Raw genomic sequence first — 20,493 nt, 5'->3', positions numbered from 1 at the left:
TTGTTGCTTTCGATTACCGGGTTTCCAGCGGTGCTGGCGTAGGCACCGGGGTGGTCTCGATGGTATCGATTTCGCGCTGGATGGCCTCTTCGGTCGAACCAGGCTTGGCAGGTTGCTCCGCCGGTTGCGTGGCTGGCTGCTCGGTTTGGCCTGGCTCGGTGCCGGGGCTGACCGTGGTATCGCTGCTGCCACCCAGAATTTCCTGGTCGCGGCTAACGCCTGGCATAAAGTCGCCAGACAGGCTGACCAGTTGGTCGCTGTCGTTGAAGAAAATGCTCATGCGCTCCTGCTGGCGTTGGCCGCCACCAGGCTGCAGGCTGTACAGGTAATCCCAACGGTTGGTGTTGAAAGTGTCCTGAATCAGCGGGTTGCCCATGATAAACCGCACTTGCCGTCGGGTCATTCCCGGGCGCAATTGGTCTATCATGTCCTGCGTGACGACATTGCCCTGCTGGATGTCGATTTTGTAAACCCCGGGAAACGAGCAACCGGCGAGTGCGAGCAGTCCCGCGAGGGCGAGGCTGTTTAGCAAGAGCTTGGTGTTTTGCATCGGTGGGCGACTTCCACTATCTTGGCTGGACAACGTAAACCCCGATCATACCCGTATTAAGAGAAGCTGCGAAGCAGCATCGGCGAGAAAGCTGACCATGGTTGAAAATAGCGAATTACGCAAAGCCGGTCTCAAGGTAACCCTGCCTCGAGTCAAGATCCTTCAGATGCTCGACTCTGCCGAGCAGCGTCACATGAGCGCCGAGGATGTCTACAAGGCGTTGATGGAGGCTGGCGAGGACGTTGGCCTGGCTACCGTGTACCGCGTACTGACCCAGTTCGAAGCGGCGGGTCTGGTGGTTCGCCACAACTTCGACGGCGGTCATGCGGTATTCGAACTGGCCGATGGCGGTCACCACGACCATATGGTCGACGTGGATACCAGTGAAGTCATCGAGTTCATGGACGCCGCCATCGAGAAGCGTCAGCGTGAAATCGTAGAGGAACACGGTTTCGAACTGGTGGACCACAATCTGGTCCTGTACGTGCGTAAGAAGAAGTAACGATTCAATCGTTATGGACAGCAAAGGCGACCTTCGGGTCGCCTTTGTGCTTTTAGGGGCAGTAGGTCAGTGAGCGGCATTGCGTCGCGACAGGGCCGCAAGCGGCCCCGGAAATCCAGTGGCTTCAGGCCTTGCTGGTGACCACCATCTTGCGCGCATGCGCCAGGGATTCCTTGGTCAGGTCGATGCCGCCCAGCATGCGTGCGACTTCTTCCACGCGCTCGCGCTTGCCCAGGCTGGCCACGGCGGTGTGGGTGGTGTCGCTGTTGCGCACCTTGTGCACGAACAGGTGGTGGTGCCCCTGCGCTGCCACCTGCGGCAGGTGGGTCACGGTCAGCACCTGGCCGCGCTCACCCAGCCGGCGCAGCAACTGGCCGACGATTTCCGCGGTGGGCCCGCCGATACCCACATCCACTTCATCGAATACCAGCGTGGGAATGCGCGAGGTCTGTGCCGTGATCACCTGGATCGCCAGGCTGATGCGCGACAGTTCGCCACCCGACGCAACCTTGGCCAGGCCCTTGAGGGGTTGCCCCGGGTTGGCGCTGACCAGCAGCTCGATCTGCTCCAGGCCATGCGGCGAGAGTTCCGTACCCTCGTGCGGGGTCAGCTCGATACGGAAGCGCCCGCCAGGCATGCCCAGGCGCTGGATTTCCTGTTCCACCGCCACCGCCAACTGCTGGGCGGCCTGCCGGCGCAGGGCGCTGAGTTCGCTGGCCCGCTCTTTATAGTGCTGGGCGTACGCAGCCAGCTCTTCGCCCAGCTGTTCAATCGATTCATCGCTGGCGTTCAGGCCTTCCAGCTCTTCCATCAGTTGCTGCTGCAGGTGCGGCAGCTCGGTCGGGTGCACACGGTGTTTGCGCGCCAGGGTATAGATGGTGTCGAGGCGCTCCTCCAGTGCCTGCAGGCGCATCGGGTCGGCATCGAAGTTGTCCAGGAAGCGGTTGAGCTCACCCACCGCTTCTTCAACCTGGATCTGCGCGCTGGCGATCAGGTTGGCCGCCTCGGTCAGCGCCTTGGGCGGCTGGGTGGCGGCGCCCAGGCGGTTGAGGCTGGCGGTGAGGGCGCTGAGTACGTTGCCCGAATCGCTTTCGCTGCACTGGTCGATGACCTGGCGGCAGATACCGAACAGGGCTTCGGCGCTGGTCAGGTTCTTGTGTTCCTGCTCCAGCTGTTCCAGCTCGTGCTCGCCGAGGGCAAGGTTGTCCAGCTCTTCCAGCTGGTAGCTGAGCAGTTGATGGCGGGCGCGCTGCTCGTCACCGGAGTTGGACAGGCGCTCCAGTTCCAGGCGGGTTTGCTGCCAGCGTTTGGCGGCCAGTTGCACCTGGCGGGCCAGGTCGACAGCACCGGCGTACTCGTCTAGCAGGCGGCGGTGGGTGTCGGTTTTCAGTAGCGACTGGTGCTCATGCTGGCTGTGGATGTCGATCAGCAGTTCGCCCAGGGCCTTGAGGTCGCCGAGCGGGCACGGGGTGCTGTTGATGTAGCCCCGGCTGCGCCCTTCGGCGGTGATGACCCGGCGCAAAATGCACAGGCCGTCGCTGTCCATGTCGCGCTCGGCCAGCCAGGTGTGCGCCTCGGGAATGTCCACCAGGTCGAAGGTGGCCAGGATATCGGCCTTGTCGGTGCCAGGGCGCACCACGCCGCTGTCGGCCCGGTCGCCCAGGGCCAGGCCGAGGGCGTCGAGCATGATCGATTTGCCAGCGCCGGTCTCGCCCGTGATGACGGACATGCCGCGGGCGATTTCGAGGTCGAGGTGTTCGACGATGGCGTAGTTGTGAATGGACAGGTGCACCAGCATGGGGGGCGGCTCCCGAAAAGTCAGGTCTGGTTATTTATACAGTACTTTTTTCAGGCCTGCCAATGCCTCTTGGCGGATTCTGTTTGTGCCTGAAAACCCGCTTGCCCCTTGAAGCTGGTTTTTCCGGCCCCATATAGCCGACAACCAAGGCGAGCCTGGCTCGCAGTCCACAAAATTGCGCAGGAGAGACCCCATGGCTGACGAACAGCTGAACGAAAAAGACCTTAATGTTGAAGAAACCGGTGCCCAAGCCACTGCGGATGCCCGTGTTCTGGAACTCGAGGAACAGCTGGCCGCCGCCAAGGACCAATCGCTGCGCGCCGTGGCCGACTTGCAGAACGTGCGCCGCCGCGCCGAGCAGGATGTCGAGAAAGCCCACAAGTTCGCCCTGGAGAAATTCTCCAGCGACCTGCTGCCGGTGATCGACAGCCTGGAACTGGCCCTGGCCCACTCCAGCGCCGAGGATGAAAACGTCAAGCAGATCCGCGAAGGCGTGGAGCTCACCCTGAAAATGTTCCAGGACACCCTCAAGCGCTACAACCTCGAAGCGGTCGACCCGCATGGCCAGCCGTTCAACCCTGAGCACCACCAGGCCATGGCCATGCAGGAAAGCGCTGACGTAGAGCCTAACAGCGTGTTGAACGTGTTCCAGAAGGGCTACCTGCTCAACGGCCGCCTGCTGCGCCCCGCCATGGTGGTGGTCAGCAAGGCGCCGAGCGCGGCGCAACCCTCGATCAATGAAAAGGCTTGAAATCCGTCGGGGCATCCCCATCTAGGTGTCAAGCCTTCAAGTATTACCGCAGTTGGCCAAATTAGTCGCTGCTACCAAATTCAAGTTTCGGGAGAGTTAACATGGGCAAGATCATCGGTATCGACCTGGGGACCACTAACTCGTGCGTCTCTATTCTGGAAAACGGTAACGTCAAAGTCATCGAAAACGCCGAGGGTGCGCGTACTACCCCTTCGATCGTGGCCTACGCCAACGATGGCGAAATCCTGGTTGGCCAGTCGGCCAAGCGCCAGGCCGTCACCAACCCGCACAACACCCTGTTCGCCGTGAAGCGCCTGATCGGCCGCCGCTTCGAAGAAGACGTCGTGCAGAAAGACATCAAGCTGGTGCCCTACAAAATCGTCAAGGCCAGCAATGGCGACGCTTGGGTACAAGCGGGCGGCAAAGACATGGCACCGCCGCAAATCAGCGCTGAAGTGCTGAAGAAAATGAAGAAAACCGCCGAAGACTACCTCGGCGAGGCCGTGACCGAAGCGGTAATCACCGTGCCGGCCTACTTCAACGACAGCCAGCGCCAGGCTACCAAAGACGCCGGCCGCATCGCGGGCCTGGACGTAAAACGTATCATCAACGAGCCGACTGCCGCTGCACTGGCCTACGGCATGGACAAGGCCAAGGGCGACCACACCGTCATCGTCTATGACCTGGGTGGTGGTACCTTCGACGTGTCGGTCATTGAAATTGCCGAAGTCGACGGCGAGCACCAGTTCGAAGTACTGGCTACCAACGGCGACACCTTCCTGGGTGGCGAAGACTTCGACATGCGCCTGATCGACTACCTCGTCGACGAGTTCAAGAAAGAGTCGGGCATGGACCTGAAGAACGATCCACTGGCCCTGCAGCGTCTGAAAGAAGCTGCTGAAAAAGCCAAGATCGAGCTGTCGTCCGCTCAGTCGACCGACGTCAACCTGCCGTACATCACTGCAGATGCCACCGGTCCGAAGCACCTGAACGTGAAAATCTCCCGCGCCAAGCTGGAGTCGCTGGTCGAAGACCTGGTTACCCGTACCATCGAGCCATGCCGCGTAGCGCTGAAAGACGCCGGCATCGACGCCAGCAAGATCGACGACGTGATCCTGGTCGGTGGCCAGACCCGTATGCCGCTGGTGCAGAAGGCCGTTGCTGACTTCTTCGGCAAAGAAGCCCGCAAGGACGTCAACCCGGACGAAGCCGTGGCCATGGGTGCTGCCATTCAGGGCGCGGTGCTGGCTGGCGACGTGAAAGACGTGCTGCTGCTGGACGTCAGCCCGCTGACCCTGGGTATCGAAACCATGGGCGGCGTGATGACTTCGCTGATCGAGAAGAACACCACCATCCCGACCAAGAAGTCGCAGGTGTTCTCGACTGCCGACGACAACCAGGGCGCTGTGACCATTCACGTGCTGCAGGGTGAGCGTAAGCAGGCTGCGCAGAACAAGTCGCTGGGCAAGTTCGACCTGGCCGACATTCCGCCAGCGCCACGCGGTGTCCCGCAAATCGAAGTGACCTTCGACATCGACGCCAACGGCATCCTGCACGTCAGCGCCAAAGACAAGGCCACCGGCAAGTCGCAGTCGATCGTGATCAAGGCCAATTCCGGCCTGTCGGACGAAGAAATCGAGCGCATGGTGCGTGACGCCGAGGCCAACGCCGAGGAAGACCGCAAGTTCGAAGAGCTGGCTGCTGCCCGTAACCAGGGTGATGCGCTGGTTCACTCGACTCGCAAGATGGTCGCTGACGCCGGTGACAAGGTTACCGCTGAAGAGAAAACCGCCATCGAGGCTGCCGTGGTTGCCCTGGAAGCCGCTGTCAAAGGCGACGACAAGGCCGCCATCGACGCCAAGGTCGAAGAGCTGTCCAAGGTCTCTGCCCCGGTTGCCCAGAAGATGTACGCCGAACAGTCGGCCGAACAGCCTCAGGGTGGCGCGCAGCAGGCCGAGCCGGAAGCCAAGCACGATGACGTGGTTGACGCCGAGTTCGAAGAAGTCAAAGGCGACGACAAGAAGTAATCGTTGCATGTTGTCGGCCAGTTCACCGTGGTTTGTCGGTGAACTGGTAGGATGTCGCCGCGCGGGGGCTTGCTCCCGCGTTGGCGTATCTGGAATTCGAGAATTTTTACAGCATCTGTCAGCGGCCCCGCTGGGCGAGCGCAGGTGCTGATGGCGTGGCGCAGATGCCACACGCCCAACAAGGTGCAAATGACCTATGTCCAAGCGTGATTATTATGAGGTTCTGGGTGTCGAGCGCGGCGCCACCGAGGCAGACCTCAAAAAGGCTTATCGCCGTCTGGCGATGAAATACCACCCGGACCGCAACCCGGGCGATAAAGAGTCCGAAGACAAGTTCAAAGAGGCCAACGAGGCCTACGAAGTGCTGTCTGATGCCAGCAAGCGCGCGGCGTTCGACCAGTATGGCCATGCCGGTGTCGACCCGAGCATGGGTGGCGGCGGCCCTGGTTTCGGTGGCGCAAACTTCTCCGACATCTTCGGCGATGTGTTCAGCGACTTCTTCGGCGGTGGCCGCGGTGGCGGACGCGGTGGCGCCCAGCGTGGCAGCGACCTGCGTTACACCCTGGAGCTGAACCTGGAAGAAGCGGTGCGCGGCACTACGGTCAGCATCCGTGTGCCGACCCTGGTCAACTGCCAGCCGTGCGATGGCTCCGGCGCCAAGAAGGGCTCCACCCCGTCGACCTGCCCCACCTGTGGTGGCATCGGCCAGGTCCGCATGCAGCAGGGCTTCTTCTCGGTGCAGCAAACCTGCCCGCGTTGCCATGGCCAGGGCAAGATCATCACCGACCCTTGCACCTCGTGCCACGGCGAAGGCCGCGTCGAGGAATACAAGACCCTGTCGGTCAAGGTGCCGGCCGGTGTCGATACCGGTGACCGCATCCGCCTGTCGGGTGAAGGCGAGGCCGGCACCCATGGTGGCCCGACCGGCGACCTGTATGTGGTGATCAGTGTGCGTGAGCACGAGATCTTCCAGCGTGACGGCAAGCACCTGTACTGCGAAGTGCCGATCAGCTACACCGATGCTGCCCTGGGCGGCGAGCTGGAAGTGCCGACCCTCGATGGCCGCGTGAAGCTGCGTATTCCGGAAGGCACCCAGACCGGCAAGCAGTTCCGCTTGCGTGGCAAGGGTGTGGCGCCGGTGCGCGGTGGTGGTGCCGGTGACCTGCTGTGCCGTGTGGCGGTGGAAACCCCGGTCAACCTCAGCCGCCGCCAGCGCGAACTGCTCGAAGAGCTGCGTGATTCGCTGGAAGGCGACAGCTCGCACTCGCCCAAGGCCAGTGGCTGGTTCGATGGCGTGAAGCGCTTCTTCGGCGATCTCTGACAAGGAAAAGGCTATGCGACGTATTGCAGTGATGGGCGCGGCAGGGCGTATGGGCAAGACCCTCATCGAGGCCGTGCAGCAGCAACCCGGCGCCGGGCTGACGGCGGCGGTCGACCGCCCGGACAGCTCGCTGGTCGGCGCCGATGCCGGTGAACTGGCGGCCCTGGGGCGCATTGGTGTGCTGCTGTCCGACGACCTGGCCAAGGTGGTGGACGAGTTCGACGTGCTGATCGATTTCACCCACCCGTCGGTCACCCTGAAGAACCTGGCGTTCTGCCGCAAGCACGGCAAGGCCATGGTCATCGGTACCACCGGTTTCACCGTCGAAGAAAAGCAGTTGCTGGCCGAGGCGGGCAAGGACATTCCAATCGTGTTCGCTGCCAACTTCAGCGTTGGCGTCAACCTGAGCCTGAAGTTGCTCGACATGGCGGCGCGCGTGCTGGGCGATGATGTGGATATCGAAATCATCGAGGCGCACCACCGCCACAAGGTCGATGCCCCTTCGGGTACGGCGTTGCGCATGGGTGAAGTGGTTGCCAACGCGCTGGGCCGCGACCTGCAGGAAGTGGCCGTGTATGGCCGTGAAGGGCAGACCGGCGCGCGCGACCGCAAGACGATCGGCTTTGCCACCGTACGTGCCGGCGACGTGGTCGGTGATCACACCGTGCTGTTCGCTGCAGAAGGCGAGCGCCTGGAGATCACCCACAAGGCCTCCAGCCGCATGACCTTCGCCAAGGGCGCGGTGCGTGCGGCGCTGTGGCTCGACGGGCGTGAGCCTGGCCTGTACGACATGCAGGATGTGCTTGATCTGCGTTAAGCAGTGAGGGCTGTGTTGGGTCATTCGCGGGCAAGCCCGCGAAGAACCCAACACAATAGTCGGCCTGTCGCATCGATGTGTTTTAGAGGCACATATGCGGTAGACCGAAAACGCACTTTTCTGTAAGCTACAGCTTTAGTGTGTCCACTAAAAGCGCGCAGCGAATTGAATTCAGCACATGAAAGCGGGGTGACGTGTCCATACGTCACTCCGCTTTTTTGCAACCTGCGATCGCCCTTTCATGCTTGATTTACGGGAGGTCTTCTTGACAAAGCCAGCCATACTCGCCCTTGCCGACGGCAGTATTTTTCGCGGTGAAGCCATTGGTGCCGACGGTCAGACCGTTGGTGAGGTGGTATTCAACACCGCTATGACCGGCTACCAGGAAATCCTTACAGACCCTTCCTACGCGCAGCAAATCGTCACCCTGACCTACCCGCACATCGGCAACACCGGTACCACCCCGGAAGACGCCGAGTCCAACCGCGTGTGGTCCGCCGGCCTGGTCATCCGTGACCTGCCGCTGCTGGCCAGCAACTGGCGCAACACCCAGTCGCTGCCGGAGTACCTCAAGACCAACAACGTGGTTGCCATCGCCGGCATCGACACCCGTCGCCTCACCCGCATCCTGCGTGAGAAGGGCGCCCAGAACGGCTGCATCCTGGCGGGTGACAACATCAGCGAAGAGGCGGCCATCGCCGCTGCCCGTGGCTTCCCGGGCCTCAAGGGCATGGACCTGGCCAAGGTGGTTTCCACCAAGGAACGCTACGAGTGGCGCTCCAGCGTGTGGGAGCTGAAAACCGACAGCCACCCGACCATCGACGCGGCCGACCTGCCCTACCACGTGGTGGCCTTCGACTACGGCGTCAAGCTGAACATCCTGCGCATGCTGGTTGCCCGTGGCTGCCGCGTGACCGTGGTGCCGGCCCAGACCCCGGCCAGCGAAGTGCTGGCGCTCAACCCGGACGGCGTGTTCCTGTCCAACGGCCCTGGCGACCCCGAGCCGTGCGACTACGCCATCCAGGCCATCAAGGAAATCCTCGAAACCGAGATTCCGGTATTCGGCATCTGCCTGGGCCACCAGTTGCTGGCGCTGGCCTCCGGTGCCAAGACCGTGAAAATGGGCCATGGCCACCACGGTGCCAACCACCCGGTGCAAGACCTGGACACCGGCGTGGTCATGATCACCAGCCAGAACCACGGCTTTGCCGTTGACGAAGCCACCCTGCCGGGCAATGTCCGCGCCATCCACAAGTCGCTGTTCGACGGCACCCTGCAGGGTATCGAGCGTACCGACAAGAGCGCGTTCAGCTTCCAGGGCCACCCTGAAGCGAGCCCAGGCCCGACCGACGTCGCGCCACTGTTCGATCGTTTCACCGATGCCATGGCCAAGCGCCGCTGAGCATCCTGCTTCAAGGCCCCGGGCCGGCACACGCCGCGCCCGGCAGCGCCTGACCCAGATTGTTCAAAGCGGCTTGCCGACTGACCCCGGATTTGAGTGACCACCATGCCAAAACGTACAGACATCAAAAGCATCCTGATTCTCGGCGCTGGCCCGATCGTGATCGGCCAGGCCTGTGAATTCGACTACTCCGGCGCCCAGGCTTGCAAAGCCCTGCGCGAGGAAGGTTTCCGCGTCATCCTGGTGAACTCCAACCCAGCCACCATCATGACCGACCCGGCCATGGCCGACGCCACCTACATCGAGCCGATCAAGTGGCAGTCGGTGGCCAAGATCATCGAGAAAGAGCGCCCAGACGCCGTGCTGCCGACCATGGGTGGCCAGACTGCACTGAACTGCGCCCTGGACCTGGAGCGCCACGGCGTTCTGGAAAAGTTCGGCGTAGAGATGATCGGTGCCAACGCCGACACCATCGACAAGGCCGAAGACCGCTCGCGCTTCGACAAGGCCATGAAGGACATCGGCCTGGAGTGCCCGCGTTCGGGTATCGCCCACAGCATGGAAGAGGCCAATGCGGTGCTGGAGAAGCTGGGCTTCCCTTGCATCATCCGCCCGTCGTTCACCATGGGCGGCACTGGCGGCGGTATTGCCTACAACCGTGAAGAATTCGAAGAAATCTGCACCCGTGGCCTGGACCTGTCGCCAACCAAGGAACTGCTGATCGACGAATCGCTGATCGGTTGGAAAGAGTACGAGATGGAAGTGGTCCGCGACAAAAAGGACAACTGCATCATCGTCTGCTCCATCGAGAACTTCGACCCGATGGGCGTGCACACCGGTGACTCGATCACGGTTGCCCCGGCGCAGACCCTGACCGACAAGGAATACCAGATCATGCGCAACGCCTCGCTGGCGGTGCTGCGTGAAATTGGTGTGGAAACCGGCGGTTCCAACGTGCAGTTCGGTATCTGCCCGAACACCGGCCGCATGGTCGTGATCGAGATGAACCCGCGCGTTTCGCGTTCCTCGGCACTGGCCTCCAAGGCTACCGGCTTCCCGATCGCCAAGATCGCCGCCAAGCTGGCCATCGGCTACACCCTCGACGAGCTGCAGAACGACATCACCGGCGGCCGTACCCCGGCCTCCTTCGAGCCGTCGATCGACTACGTGGTCACCAAGCTGCCGCGCTTCGCCTTCGAGAAATTCCCCAAGGCCGACGCCCGCCTGACCACCCAGATGAAGTCCGTGGGTGAAGTCATGGCCATCGGCCGTACCTTCCAGGAGTCCCTGCAGAAAGCCCTGCGTGGCCTGGAAGTGGGCGCTTGCGGCCTCGACCCGAAAGTCGACCTGGCCAGCCCGGAAGCTGCCAGCATCCTCAAGCGCGAGCTGACCGTGCCGGGTGCCGAGCGTATCTGGTATGTCGCCGACGCCATGCGTTCGGGCATGACCTGCGAAGAAATCTTCAATCTGACCGGCATCGACATGTGGTTCCTGGTGCAGATGGAAGACCTGATCAAAGAAGAAGAGAAGGTCAAGACCCTGGCCCTGTCGGCCATCGACAAGGACTACATGCTGCGCCTCAAGCGCAAGGGCTTCTCTGACCAGCGCCTGGCCAAGCTGTTGGGTATCACCGACAAGAACCTGCGCCGCCACCGCCACAAGCTCGAAGTGTTCCCGGTGTACAAGCGCGTCGACACCTGCGCCGCCGAGTTCGCCACCGACACCGCCTACCTGTACTCCACCTACGAGGAAGAGTGCGAGGCCAACCCGTCGACCCGTGACAAGATCATGATCCTGGGTGGTGGCCCGAACCGTATCGGCCAAGGTATCGAGTTCGACTACTGCTGCGTACACGCGGCCCTGGCGCTGCGTGACGACGGTTACGAGACCATCATGGTCAACTGCAACCCGGAAACCGTTTCCACCGACTACGACACCTCCGACCGCCTGTACTTCGAGCCGCTGACCCTGGAAGACGTGCTGGAAGTGTGCCGCGTCGAGAAGCCCAAAGGCGTGATCGTGCACTACGGCGGCCAGACCCCGCTGAAACTGGCGCGCGCCCTGGAAGAGGCCGGTGTGCCGATCATCGGTACCAGCCCGGACGCCATCGACCGTGCCGAAGACCGCGAGCGCTTCCAGCAGATGGTCCAGCGCCTGAACCTGCTGCAGCCGCCAAACGCGACCGTGCGCAGCGAAGAAGAGGCCATTCGTGCCGCCGGCAGCATCGGCTACCCGCTGGTCGTGCGCCCATCCTATGTACTGGGTGGCCGTGCCATGGAGATCGTCTACGAACTGGACGAGCTCAAGCGCTACCTGCGTGAGGCTGTTCAGGTTTCCAACGACAGCCCGGTACTGCTCGACCACTTCCTCAACTGCGCCATCGAAATGGACGTGGATGCGGTGTGCGACGGTACCGACGTGGTCATCGGCGCGATCATGCAGCACATCGAACAGGCCGGCGTTCACTCCGGTGACTCGGCATGCTCGCTGCCACCTTACTCGCTGAGCAAGGGCGTGCAGGACGAAGTGCGCGAACAGGTCAAGAAAATGGCCCTGGAGCTGGGCGTGGTCGGCCTGATGAACGTGCAGCTGGCCCTGCAGGGCGACAAGATCTACGTGATCGAAGTCAACCCGCGTGCATCGCGTACCGTGCCGTTCGTGTCCAAGTGCATCGGCACTTCCCTGGCCATGATCGCGGCCCGCGTCATGGCTGGCAAAACCCTGAAAGAGCTGGGCTTCACCCAGGAAATCATCCCGAACTTCTACAGCGTCAAGGAAGCCGTCTTCCCGTTCGCCAAGTTCCCAGGGGTTGACCCGATCCTCGGCCCTGAGATGAAATCGACCGGTGAGGTCATGGGTGTTGGTGACAGCTTCGGTGAAGCCTTCGCCAAGGCCCAGATGGGTGCCAGCGAAGTGCTGCCTACTGGCGGCACCGCGTTCATCAGCGTGCGTGACGACGACAAGCCACAAGTGGCTGGCGTTGCCCGTGACCTGATCGCCCTGGGCTTCGAAGTGGTTGCTACTGCCGGCACCGCCAAGGTTATCGAGGCGGCTGGCCTGAAAGTGCGCCGCGTGAACAAGGTGACCGAAGGCCGCCCGCACGTGGTCGACATGATCAAGAACGACGAAGTGTCGCTGATCATCAACACCACCGAAGGCCGCCAGTCGATCGCCGACTCCTACTCGATTCGTCGCAATGCGCTGCAGCACAAGATTTACTGCACCACTACCATTGCGGCTGGTGAAGCCATCTGCGAGGCGTTGAAATTCGGTCCAGAGAAGACTGTTCGTCGCCTGCAGGATCTGCATGCAGGACTCAAAGCATGAGCATTACCAAATACCCGATGACCGTCCAGGGCGCTCGCGCCCTGGAAGAGGAGCTGACCTTCCTGAGCAAGACCGAGCGCCCGCGCCTGAGCCAAGCCATTGGTGAAGCGCGTGAGCTGGGCGACCTCAAGGAAAACGCCGAATACCATGCCGCGCGTGAAGAGCAGGGCATGGTCGAGGCGCGTATCCGCGATATCGAAGGCCGCCTGCAGAACTCGGTGGTGATCGACGTCACCACCATCGCTCACACCGGCAAGGTGATTTTTGGCACCACCGTGGTGCTGGCCAACACCGAAACCGATGAAGAAGTGACCTATCAGATCGTTGGCGAAGATGAAGCCGATGTGAAGAAAGGCAAGCTGTCGAACAGCGCCCCGATTGCCCGTGCCATCATTGGCAAGGAAGAAGGGGATACCGTTGTCGTCAAGACGCCTAACGGTACGGTCGAGTACGAGATTGTCGAAGTCAAACACATCTGACCGGCGCCTGCGGGCGCCATCCCTTGAGGGGATCCTCTGGCAATTGGCCCAGGTGTTCTGGGTCGGTGGCCTGTGGGTGTTCCATGTGGGGCTGGTGCCTGCGCTCAAGGTCAGCGGTCTGGCGCCGCTGCTGGTGCAGGATATCGCCGGGCAGATCGACCGCTGGTTGATCGGCGTGGCGTTGCTTGGCTTGTTGACCCAGCTGGCTGTGCTTGCAAGGGTGGAAGGCCTGGCGGCCTGGTGGCGGCAGTTTCGTGGCCAGATGCTGTTGCTCGGCTTCGGCGCATGTGTGGGGTACTACACCCTGCGTTACGGCATTTCCGTTGGCGAGCGCTGGCAGATGTTCTGCTTCCTGGTGCTGGGCTTCTCCGGCATCGTGCTGGTGGCCCAGCCGGTGCCGGTCAAAGCCAGGCGCTAGCCCAGGCTGTTGCAGTCCCTGGTAGGAGCGGCCTTGTGTCGCGATGGGCTGCGAAGCAGCCCCCAGATATCAGCTTAACCACAGATATTGCAGGGGGCCGCTTCGCAGCCCATCGCGACACGAGGCCGCTCCTACACAGGCGGCGCGCTATCCTTTCCGTTACTTGTAACGGTGAATGTTGGACAGCTGCTTGTTCGGTTGTGGGTTCTTGCGGTAGATCAGGGCTTTCTTGCCGATGGTCTGCACCAGTTCGGCGCGGCCGGCCTTGCACAGCTCGGCGATGGTCTCGGCGCGTTCTTCGCGGTCTTCCGAGCGAATCTCGACCTTGATCAGTTCATGATCGACCAGTGCGCGTTCCAGCTCGGCGACCACGCCTTCATTCAAACCGTTGCCAGCAACGATCAGGACCGGCTTCAGGTCATGACCAATGGACTTGTATTGCTTCTTCTGCTCGTTATTGAGCGGCATAATCTGACCCTTTCCGTCTGATTCTGTAAAATTGACCGGCATTTTACCCGAGGGCCACCGGCTCCGCCCAGTCAATCACGACGCATATCATCGAGGTGCCCCGTGGTACAACGTTCCAAAAGCAGCGCAAACTGGCTGCGAGAGCATTTCAACGATCCTTTTGTGAAACAGGCACAGAAGGACGGCTACCGCTCGCGTGCGAGCTACAAACTGCTGGAGATCCAGGAAAAGGACCGCCTGATCCGCCCCGGCATGAGCGTAATCGACCTGGGTGCGGCCCCGGGCGGGTGGTCGCAGGTGACCAGTCGTCTGATTGGCGGCCAGGGCCGGCTCATCGCTTCGGATATCCTGGAAATGGACTCGATCCCCGACGTTACCTTCATCCAGGGCGATTTCACCGAAGACGCCGTGCTCCAGCAAATCCTCGACGCGGTCGGTGATTCGCACGTGGACCTTGTGATTTCCGACATGGCCCCCAATATGAGTGGTACGCCCGAAGTGGACATGCCACGTGCCATGTTCCTCTGCGAGCTGGCCCTGGACCTGGCAACCCGCGTGCTCAAGCCCGGCGGGGATTTCCTGATCAAGATTTTCCAGGGCGAAGGCTTCGACATGTACCTGAAGGACGTGCGCACCAAGTTCGACAAGGTGCAGATGCGCAAGCCTTCTTCATCGCGGGACCGCTCGCGTGAACAGTACCTGTTGGGCAAAGGTTTCAAAGGCGCTTGAAAGGCGTGAAGCGCGGCGGCCGATAGTTATTTCCAATCGGCCGCGGCGTCAGGATCGTCCGAACTTCGTGTAGTCTAGCTTTCACAAAGGGTTACAGACGGTGCCTGCGGCTGCGTAGGTAATGTAGTAAGTTAGGGCGATGAATATCATGCGAGGCACGGCTGCGTCGTGCGCCGGCCTCAGAGGGTAGCGAATTGAACGACATGGCAAAGAATCTGATCCTGTGGTTGATCATCGCAGCTGTCCTGGTGACAGTGATGAACAACTTCTCCAGCCCTAACGAGCCGCAGACCCTCAACTACTCCGACTTCATCCAGCAGGTCAAGGATGGCAAGGTCGAGCGTGTGACCGTCGACGGCTACATCATTACCGGCAAGCGCTCCGATGGCGACAGCTTCAAGACCGTGCGCCCGGCCATCACCGATAACGGCCTGATCGGCGACCTCGTCGACAACCACGTGGTGGTCGAAGGCAAGCAGCCTGAGCAGCAGAGCATCTGGACGCAGCTGTTGGTAGCAAGCTTCCCGATCCTGGTGATCATCGCCGTGTTCATGTTCTTCATGCGCCAGATGCAGGGCGGTGCCGGCGGTAAAGGCGGGCCCATGAGCTTTGGCAAGAGCAAGGCGCGCCTGCTGTCCGAAGACCAGGTCAAGACGACCCTGGCCGACGTCGCCGGTTGCGACGAGGCCAAGGAAGAAGTTGGCGAGCTGGTCGAATTCCTGCGTGACCCGGGCAAGTTCCAGCGCCTGGGCGGCCGTATTCCGCGTGGCGTGCTGATGGTAGGCCCGCCTGGTACCGGTAAAACCCTGCTGGCCAAGGCCATTGCCGGTGAGGCAAAAGTCCCGTTCTTCACCATTTCCGGTTCGGACTTCGTTGAAATGTTCGTCGGTGTCGGTGCCAGCCGTGTGCGCGACATGTTCGAACAGGCCAAGAAGCATGCACCGTGCATCATCTTCATCGACGAGATCGACGCCGTGGGTCGCCACCGTGGTGCCGGCATGGGCGGTGGTCACGACGAGCGTGAGCAAACTTTGAACCAGCTGCTGGTGGAAATGGACGGCTTCGAGATGAACGATGGCATCATCGTCATCGCCGCCACCAACCGCCCGGATGTACTCGACCCGGCGCTGCTGCGCCCCGGCCGTTTCGACCGCCAGGTGGTGGTCGGCCTGCCGGACATCCGCGGCCGCGAGCAGATCCTGAAGGTGCACATGCGCAAGGTGCCGGTCAGCGAGAACGTAAACCCGGCCGTTATCGCGCGGGGTACGCCGGGCTTCTCCGGTGCCGACCTTGCCAACCTGGTCAACGAAGCTTCCCTGTTTGCCGCCCGCTCCAACAAGCGCCTGGTGGAGATGAAGGAGTTCGAGCTGGCCAAGGACAAGATCATGATGGGCGCCGAGCGCAAGACCATGGTCATGTCCGAGAAAGAAAAACGTAACACTGCCTACCACGAGGCGGGCCACGCCATCGTCGGCCGCCTGGTGCCTGAGCACGACCCGGTCTACAAGGTTTCGATCATCCCGCGTGGTCGGGCCCTGGGTGTGACCATGTTCCTGCCGGAAGAGGACCGTTACAGCCTGTCCAAGCGTGCCTTGATCAGCCAGATCTGCTCGCTGTACGGCGGTCGTATTGCCGAAGAAATGACCCTGGGCTTCGACGGGGTCACCACCGGCGCTTCCAACGACATCATGCGTGCCAGCCAGATCGCACGAAACATGGTGACCAAGTGGGGCCTGTCCGAAAAACTCGGTCCGTTGATGTATGCCGAAGAAGACGGCGAGGTGTTCCTGGGCCGCAGCGCTGCCAGCCAGCACGCCAGCGTTTCCGGCGAAACCGCCAAGCTGATCGACTCCGAGGTGCGCAGCATCATCGACCAGTGCTACGCCACGGCCAAGCAGTTGCTGGTCGAGAACCGCGACAAGCTCGAAGCAATGACCGAAGCGCTGATGAAGTATGAGACCATTGATGCCGATCAGATCGACGACATCATGGCTGGGCGTACGCCGCGCGAGCCGCGTGACTGGGACGATGATACGGATTCGGGCACGCCAGCTGCCCAGAACGATCGTCCGGAATCGCCGATTGGCGGCCCGGCAGCTCAACACTAAGGGCATCTATGAGCTCAGTGCAGTACCCGACCCGGTTGCCTTGCGGCAACCGGGTTCTTGATTTATCACGTACCCATGTCATGGGTATTCTCAATATCACCCCCGATTCCTTCTCCGATGGCGGGCGCTTCAACCAGCGCGACGAGGCCTTGCGCCATGCCGAAGCCATGGTTGCTGCCGGTGCCACGCTGATCGACATCGGTGGTGAGTCCACCCGGCCTGGGGCGCGCGCCGTTTCGGTCACCGAGGAGCTCGAGCGTGTGGCGCCGATGGTCGAGGCCATCAACAGTCGCCTGGACGTGGTCATCTCCGTCGATACCTCAACCCCGGCCGTCATGCGTGAGTCTGCGCGCCTTGGCGCCGGGTTGATCAACGACGTGCGTGGCCTGGAGCGCGACGGCGCCCTGGATGCCGCTGCCGCCACCGGCCTGCCGGTGTGCCTGATGCACATGCGTGGCGAGCCGGGCAACATGCAGGACGACCCGCACTACGAGAACGTGACTGCCGATGTTGCCCGGTATCTGCAGCAGCGCATGGCGGCCTGCGCATCGGCCGGTATTGATGAAAAACGCATCATCCTTGACCCGGGCTTTGGTTTCGCCAAAACGCTGGCGCACAACCTGAGCCTGTTCAAGCACATGGAAACGCTCCATCGTCTTGGGCGCCCACTGCTGGTGGGGGTCTCGCGAAAGAGCATGATCGGCCTGACGCTGGAACGTCCGGTCGACGAGCGCCTGTACGGCAGCCTGGCACTGGCGGCCCTGGCCATGACCAAGGGCGCGAGCATCCTGCGTGTCCACGACGTGGCCGAAACGGTCGATGTGGTGCGCATGATCGCTGCGGTACAAGGCGCCGAATAAGAACATTGGAGTCCCTATGAGCAGAAAATACTTTGGTACCGACGGCATTCGTGGCCGCGTCGGCGAATACCCGATCACCCCGGACTTCATGCTGAAGCTGGGGTGGGCGGCCGGCATGGCCTTCCGCAAGCTCGGCCACTGCCGGGTGCTGGTGGGCAAGGACACGCGTATCTCCGGCTACATGTTCGAGTCTGCCCTCGAAGCCGGCCTGTCGGCGGCAGGCGCCGACGTGATGCTGCTGGGGCCGATGCCGACACCGGCCATCGCCTACCTTACACGTACCTTCCACGCCGAAGCCGGTATCGTCATCAGTGCCTCGCACAACCCGCATGACGACAACGGCATCAAGTTCTTCTCGGGCCAGGGCACCAAACTGCCGGACGACGTCGAACTGATGATCGAGGAACTGCTCGATCAGCCGATGACCGTGGTCGAGTCGAGCAAGCTGGGCAAGGTGTCGCGTATCAACGATGCTGCTGGCCGCTATATCGAGTTCTGCAAGAGCAGCGTACCGAGCAGCACCAGTTTCGCAGGCCTCAAGCTGGTGGTCGATTGCGCTCATGGTGCCACCTACAAGGTTGCGCCAAGCGTGTTCCGCGAGCTGGGTGCCGATGTCACTGTTCTGCATGCCCAGCCCGACGGGTTGAACATCAACGAAAACTGCGGCTCGACCCATATCGAATCGCTGCAGGCTGCGGTGCTGGTCGGGCATGCCGATCTCGGCATTGCCTTCGACGGTGACGGTGACCGCGTACTGATGGTTGACCACACCGGCGCGATCGTCGATGGCGACGAGTTGCTGTTCATCATTGCCCGCGACCTGCAGGAGCGGGGCAAGCTCCAGGGCGGGGTAGTGGGTACGCTGATGAGCAACCTGGGCCTGGAGCTGGCGCTCAAGGACCTGGATATCCCCTTCGTGCGGGCCAAGGTCGGTGACCGTTATGTGATGGCCGAGCTGCTTGAGCGTGAGTGGCTGGTGGGCGGCGAAAACTCGGGCCACGTGGTGTGCTGCAACTACACCACTACCGGTGATGCGATCATTGCCGCGTTGCAGGTGCTGATGGCGCTCAAGCGCCGCGGCGAGGGCCTGGCCCAGGCCCGCCAGGCCCTGCGCAAATGCCCGCAGGTGCTGATCAATGTGCGCTTTGGCGGCAGCAAGGTCGACCCGCTGCAGCACCCGGCCGTGCAGGAAGCCAGCGCCAAGGTCACCGAGGCGCTGGCGGGGCGCGGGCGTGTGCTGTTGCGCAAGTCCGGTACCGAGCCGCTGGTGCGGGTAATGGTTGAAGGCGAGGACGAAGCGCAGGTGCGTGGCCATGCCGAAGCCCTGGCCAAACTGGTTGGCGAAGTTTGTGTCTGAAGGCGCTTGCCAGCGCAGATCTGGTTGGGTAAGATCTGCGCCCACTTTGACCGACGAGGTAAAGCATGCGTCGCCCTATGGTAGCTGGTAACTGGAAGATGCACGGTACCCGCGCTAGCGTCGCTGAGCTGACCGAAGGCTTGAGCAATCTCGCCTTGCCGAGCGGAGTGGAAGTCGCAGTATTTCCACCGGCCTTGTTCATCAATCAAGTGATCGATGGCCTGGCGGGTAAAGAAATTACTGTCGGTGCACAGAATTCTGCTGTACAACCCGAACAGGGTGCGCTGACCGGGGAAGTTGCTCCCGAGCAGCTGGTTGAAGCAGGTTGCAAGTTGGTGTTGATTGGCCATTCCGAGCGTCGCCAGATCATTGGCGAAACCGAAGAAGTGCTGAATCGCAAGTTTGCAGCGGCCCAGGCCAAAGGTTTGAAGCCAGTGCTTTGCATAGGGGAAACCCTGGAAGAGCGCGAGGCAGGCAAAACGCTCGAAGTTGTCGGGCGTCAACTAAGCAGTATCATCGAAGCATTCGGTGTTAAGGCTTTTGCCAATGCAGTAATTGCCTATGAGCCTGTATGGGCCATCGGCACTGGCCTTACGGCCACGCCACAGCAGGCCCAGGATGTGCACGCCGCCATCCGCGGCCAGCTGGCGGCAGAAGATGCTGAAGTGGCTGCGAAGGTGCAGTTGCTCTACGGCGGCAGCGTGAAGGCGGCCAATGCGGCCGAACTGTTCGGCATGCCGGATATCGATGGGGGGCTCATTGGTGGAGCGTCCCTGAACGCAGACGAATTCGGTGCAATTTGTCGCGCCGCAGGAAACTGAACAAATGCTGGAAACAGTCATCGTTGTTTTTCATCTGTTGGCAGCGCTTTCGCTAGTAGTGCTGGTACTGTTGCAACAGGGTAAAGGTGCTGAAGCAGGTGCATCTTTCGGCGCGGGTGCTTCTAATACCGTGTTCGGAAGCCAAGGCTCTGCAACGTTCCTAAGTAAATTAACTGCTATACTCGCTGCCACTTTCTTTTTGACAGCACTTGGGTTAGGATACTTCGCGAAGCAACAAGCTCACCAGCTTAGCCAAGCAGGTCTTCCAGATCCAGCAGTGCTAGAAGTGAAAGAGCCGCAAAAACCGGCAGTCAATGATGATGTACCGGTGCTCCAGCAGCAGAAGAGCGAAGCCACTCCTAATACGGGTGATGTACCTCCTCCGGCAGAAGAGCAGAAGTAACGGGTTTCAAGTAGTAGTATTGCCGAGGTGGTGGAATTGGTAGACACGCAACCTTGAGGTGGTTGTGCCCATAGGGTGTAGGGGTTCGAGTCCCCTTCTCGGTACCAATTGAAGCTTGAGAGCCCGCTTTAGCGGGCTTTCTTGCAGGTGAAGGTTTGGATTTGACCCTCAGCAGGGTTCGGTCTTATACTTTCGCCCCAGCTTTGTCGCGGGGTGGAGCAGCTTGGTAGCTCGTCGGGCTCATAACCCGAAGGTCGTTGGTTCAAATCCAGCCCCCGCAACCAGCTTCAGCGGAGCCCCTTTTCAGGGGCTTTTTGCTAACCGAACAGTTTCGGCGTCGTTGTCCAACGGCGCT

The 20,493-nt window shown here is 61.4% G+C and carries 18 protein-coding genes and 2 tRNA genes; 17 read left to right on the top strand and 3 right to left on the bottom strand.

What is annotated here, in order from left to right:
* Positions 1–13 precede the first annotated feature (13 nt).
* Complete coding sequence (locus L1P09_RS21775) at positions 14–550, bottom strand: outer membrane protein assembly factor BamE (protein ID WP_009685330.1); 537 nt, start codon at positions 548–550, stop codon at positions 14–16.
* A gap of 97 nt (positions 551–647) precedes the next feature.
* Between L1P09_RS21775 and fur the strand changes: the two genes are divergently transcribed.
* A complete protein-coding gene (gene fur / locus L1P09_RS21770) occupies positions 648–1,052 on the top strand; it encodes a ferric iron uptake transcriptional regulator (protein WP_009685331.1) in 405 nt (134 codons plus the stop codon).
* Positions 1,053–1,176: 124 nt separating this feature from the next.
* On the opposite strand, the gene recN is transcribed toward fur, so the two are convergent.
* Positions 1,177–2,850 (bottom strand): DNA repair protein RecN, encoded by a 1,674-nt coding sequence (gene recN / locus L1P09_RS21765; RefSeq protein WP_235768092.1) that lies wholly within the window; start codon positions 2,848–2,850, stop codon positions 1,177–1,179.
* Between the two features lie 193 nt (positions 2,851–3,043).
* Between recN and grpE the strand changes: the two genes are divergently transcribed.
* The 8 genes from grpE (at position 3,044) to L1P09_RS21725 (ending at position 13,392) form a co-directional block, all read left to right on the top strand.
* Positions 3,044–3,601 carry a nucleotide exchange factor GrpE gene (grpE, locus tag L1P09_RS21760; protein ID WP_009685333.1) on the top strand — a complete coding sequence of 186 codons (558 nt, stop codon included), beginning with the start codon at positions 3,044–3,046 and terminating at the stop codon, positions 3,599–3,601.
* A gap of 101 nt (positions 3,602–3,702) precedes the next feature.
* Positions 3,703–5,628 carry a molecular chaperone DnaK gene (dnaK, locus tag L1P09_RS21755; RefSeq protein ID WP_009685334.1) on the top strand — a complete coding sequence of 642 codons (1,926 nt, stop codon included), beginning with the start codon at positions 3,703–3,705 and terminating at the stop codon, positions 5,626–5,628.
* A 196-nt stretch (positions 5,629–5,824) separates the two neighbouring features.
* The gene (dnaJ, locus tag L1P09_RS21750) at positions 5,825–6,949 is read left to right on the top strand and encodes a molecular chaperone DnaJ (protein ID WP_009685335.1); all 1,125 of its coding nucleotides are present in this window, start codon (positions 5,825–5,827) and stop codon (positions 6,947–6,949) included.
* A gap of 13 nt (positions 6,950–6,962) precedes the next feature.
* Positions 6,963–7,766 (top strand): 4-hydroxy-tetrahydrodipicolinate reductase, encoded by an 804-nt coding sequence (gene dapB / locus L1P09_RS21745; protein WP_009685336.1) that lies wholly within the window; start codon positions 6,963–6,965, stop codon positions 7,764–7,766.
* A gap of 265 nt (positions 7,767–8,031) precedes the next feature.
* Positions 8,032–9,168, top strand: a complete 1,137-nt coding sequence (gene carA / locus L1P09_RS21740; RefSeq protein ID WP_235768091.1) for a glutamine-hydrolyzing carbamoyl-phosphate synthase small subunit — start codon at positions 8,032–8,034, stop codon at positions 9,166–9,168.
* A gap of 105 nt (positions 9,169–9,273) precedes the next feature.
* On the top strand, positions 9,274–12,495 hold the full coding sequence (gene carB, locus L1P09_RS21735) for a carbamoyl-phosphate synthase large subunit (RefSeq protein ID WP_029885745.1): 3,222 nt from the start codon (positions 9,274–9,276) through the stop codon (positions 12,493–12,495).
* Entirely contained in the window at positions 12,492–12,974 is a 483-nt protein-coding gene (gene greA / locus L1P09_RS21730; protein WP_029885744.1) for a transcription elongation factor GreA, read from the top strand. Before carB ends, greA begins: the two co-directional genes overlap by 4 nt.
* On the top strand, positions 12,952–13,392 hold the full coding sequence (locus L1P09_RS21725) for an MFS transporter (RefSeq protein ID WP_080709202.1): 441 nt from the start codon (positions 12,952–12,954) through the stop codon (positions 13,390–13,392). Before greA ends, L1P09_RS21725 begins: the two co-directional genes overlap by 23 nt.
* 159 nt (positions 13,393–13,551) lie before the next feature.
* Here L1P09_RS21725 and yhbY read toward each other — a convergent pair whose 3' ends face one another.
* Positions 13,552–13,860, bottom strand: a complete 309-nt coding sequence (gene yhbY / locus L1P09_RS21720) for a ribosome assembly RNA-binding protein YhbY (RefSeq protein WP_009685341.1) — start codon at positions 13,858–13,860, stop codon at positions 13,552–13,554.
* A gap of 102 nt (positions 13,861–13,962) precedes the next feature.
* On the opposite strand from yhbY, the gene rlmE reads away from it, so the two are divergent.
* From rlmE to L1P09_RS21680, 8 genes are all read left to right on the top strand, one after another.
* Positions 13,963–14,589 (top strand): 23S rRNA (uridine(2552)-2'-O)-methyltransferase RlmE, encoded by a 627-nt coding sequence (gene rlmE / locus L1P09_RS21715; RefSeq protein WP_009685342.1) that lies wholly within the window; start codon positions 13,963–13,965, stop codon positions 14,587–14,589.
* 203 nt (positions 14,590–14,792) lie between these two features.
* Positions 14,793–16,697, top strand: a complete 1,905-nt coding sequence (gene ftsH, locus L1P09_RS21710; protein WP_009685343.1) for an ATP-dependent zinc metalloprotease FtsH — start codon at positions 14,793–14,795, stop codon at positions 16,695–16,697.
* 8 nt (positions 16,698–16,705) lie between these two features.
* A complete protein-coding gene (gene folP / locus L1P09_RS21705) occupies positions 16,706–17,557 on the top strand; it encodes a dihydropteroate synthase (RefSeq protein ID WP_192440996.1) in 852 nt (283 codons plus the stop codon).
* A gap of 16 nt (positions 17,558–17,573) precedes the next feature.
* Positions 17,574–18,914, top strand: a complete 1,341-nt coding sequence (gene glmM, locus L1P09_RS21700) for a phosphoglucosamine mutase (RefSeq protein ID WP_009685345.1) — start codon at positions 17,574–17,576, stop codon at positions 18,912–18,914.
* A 65-nt stretch (positions 18,915–18,979) separates the two neighbouring features.
* A complete protein-coding gene (tpiA, locus tag L1P09_RS21695) occupies positions 18,980–19,735 on the top strand; it encodes a triose-phosphate isomerase (RefSeq protein WP_054904423.1) in 756 nt (251 codons plus the stop codon).
* 4 nt (positions 19,736–19,739) lie between these two features.
* A complete protein-coding gene (secG, locus tag L1P09_RS21690) occupies positions 19,740–20,138 on the top strand; it encodes a preprotein translocase subunit SecG (protein ID WP_029885740.1) in 399 nt (132 codons plus the stop codon).
* A gap of 21 nt (positions 20,139–20,159) precedes the next feature.
* Positions 20,160–20,245, top strand: a tRNA-Leu gene (locus L1P09_RS21685).
* Positions 20,246–20,345: 100 nt separating this feature from the next.
* Positions 20,346–20,422: transfer RNA gene (locus L1P09_RS21680), tRNA-Met, on the top strand.
* Positions 20,423–20,493 lie beyond the last annotated feature (71 nt).

Origin of the sequence: Pseudomonas juntendi (genome assembly GCF_021560075.1) — a bacterium.
GTDB lineage: Bacteria > Pseudomonadota > Gammaproteobacteria > Pseudomonadales > Pseudomonadaceae > Aquipseudomonas > Aquipseudomonas juntendi.
This window is presented reverse-complemented; position numbering and strand designations above follow the sequence as displayed.

Bases quoted from the DNA above. Each gene is read 5' to 3' on its own strand.
- yhbY (WP_009685341.1), bottom strand. From the start codon at position 13,860: ATGCCGCTCAATAACGAGCAGAAGAAGCAATACAAGTCCATTGGTCAT.
- fur (WP_009685331.1), top strand. From the start codon at position 648: ATGGTTGAAAATAGCGAATTACGCAAAGCCGGTCTCAAGGTAACCCTG.
- greA (WP_029885744.1), top strand. From the start codon at position 12,492: ATGAGCATTACCAAATACCCGATGACCGTCCAGGGCGCTCGCGCCCTG.
- L1P09_RS21775 (WP_009685330.1), bottom strand. From the start codon at position 550: ATGCAAAACACCAAGCTCTTGCTAAACAGCCTCGCCCTCGCGGGACTG.
- tpiA (WP_054904423.1), top strand. From the start codon at position 18,980: ATGCGTCGCCCTATGGTAGCTGGTAACTGGAAGATGCACGGTACCCGC.
- grpE (WP_009685333.1), top strand. From the start codon at position 3,044: ATGGCTGACGAACAGCTGAACGAAAAAGACCTTAATGTTGAAGAAACC.
- dapB (WP_009685336.1), top strand. From the start codon at position 6,963: ATGCGACGTATTGCAGTGATGGGCGCGGCAGGGCGTATGGGCAAGACC.
- ftsH (WP_009685343.1), top strand. From the start codon at position 14,793: ATGGCAAAGAATCTGATCCTGTGGTTGATCATCGCAGCTGTCCTGGTG.
- folP (WP_192440996.1), top strand. From the start codon at position 16,706: ATGAGCTCAGTGCAGTACCCGACCCGGTTGCCTTGCGGCAACCGGGTT.
- dnaK (WP_009685334.1), top strand. From the start codon at position 3,703: ATGGGCAAGATCATCGGTATCGACCTGGGGACCACTAACTCGTGCGTC.
- carB (WP_029885745.1), top strand. From the start codon at position 9,274: ATGCCAAAACGTACAGACATCAAAAGCATCCTGATTCTCGGCGCTGGC.
- recN (WP_235768092.1), bottom strand. From the start codon at position 2,850: ATGCTGGTGCACCTGTCCATTCACAACTACGCCATCGTCGAACACCTC.
- secG (WP_029885740.1), top strand. From the start codon at position 19,740: ATGCTGGAAACAGTCATCGTTGTTTTTCATCTGTTGGCAGCGCTTTCG.
- dnaJ (WP_009685335.1), top strand. From the start codon at position 5,825: ATGTCCAAGCGTGATTATTATGAGGTTCTGGGTGTCGAGCGCGGCGCC.
- glmM (WP_009685345.1), top strand. From the start codon at position 17,574: ATGAGCAGAAAATACTTTGGTACCGACGGCATTCGTGGCCGCGTCGGC.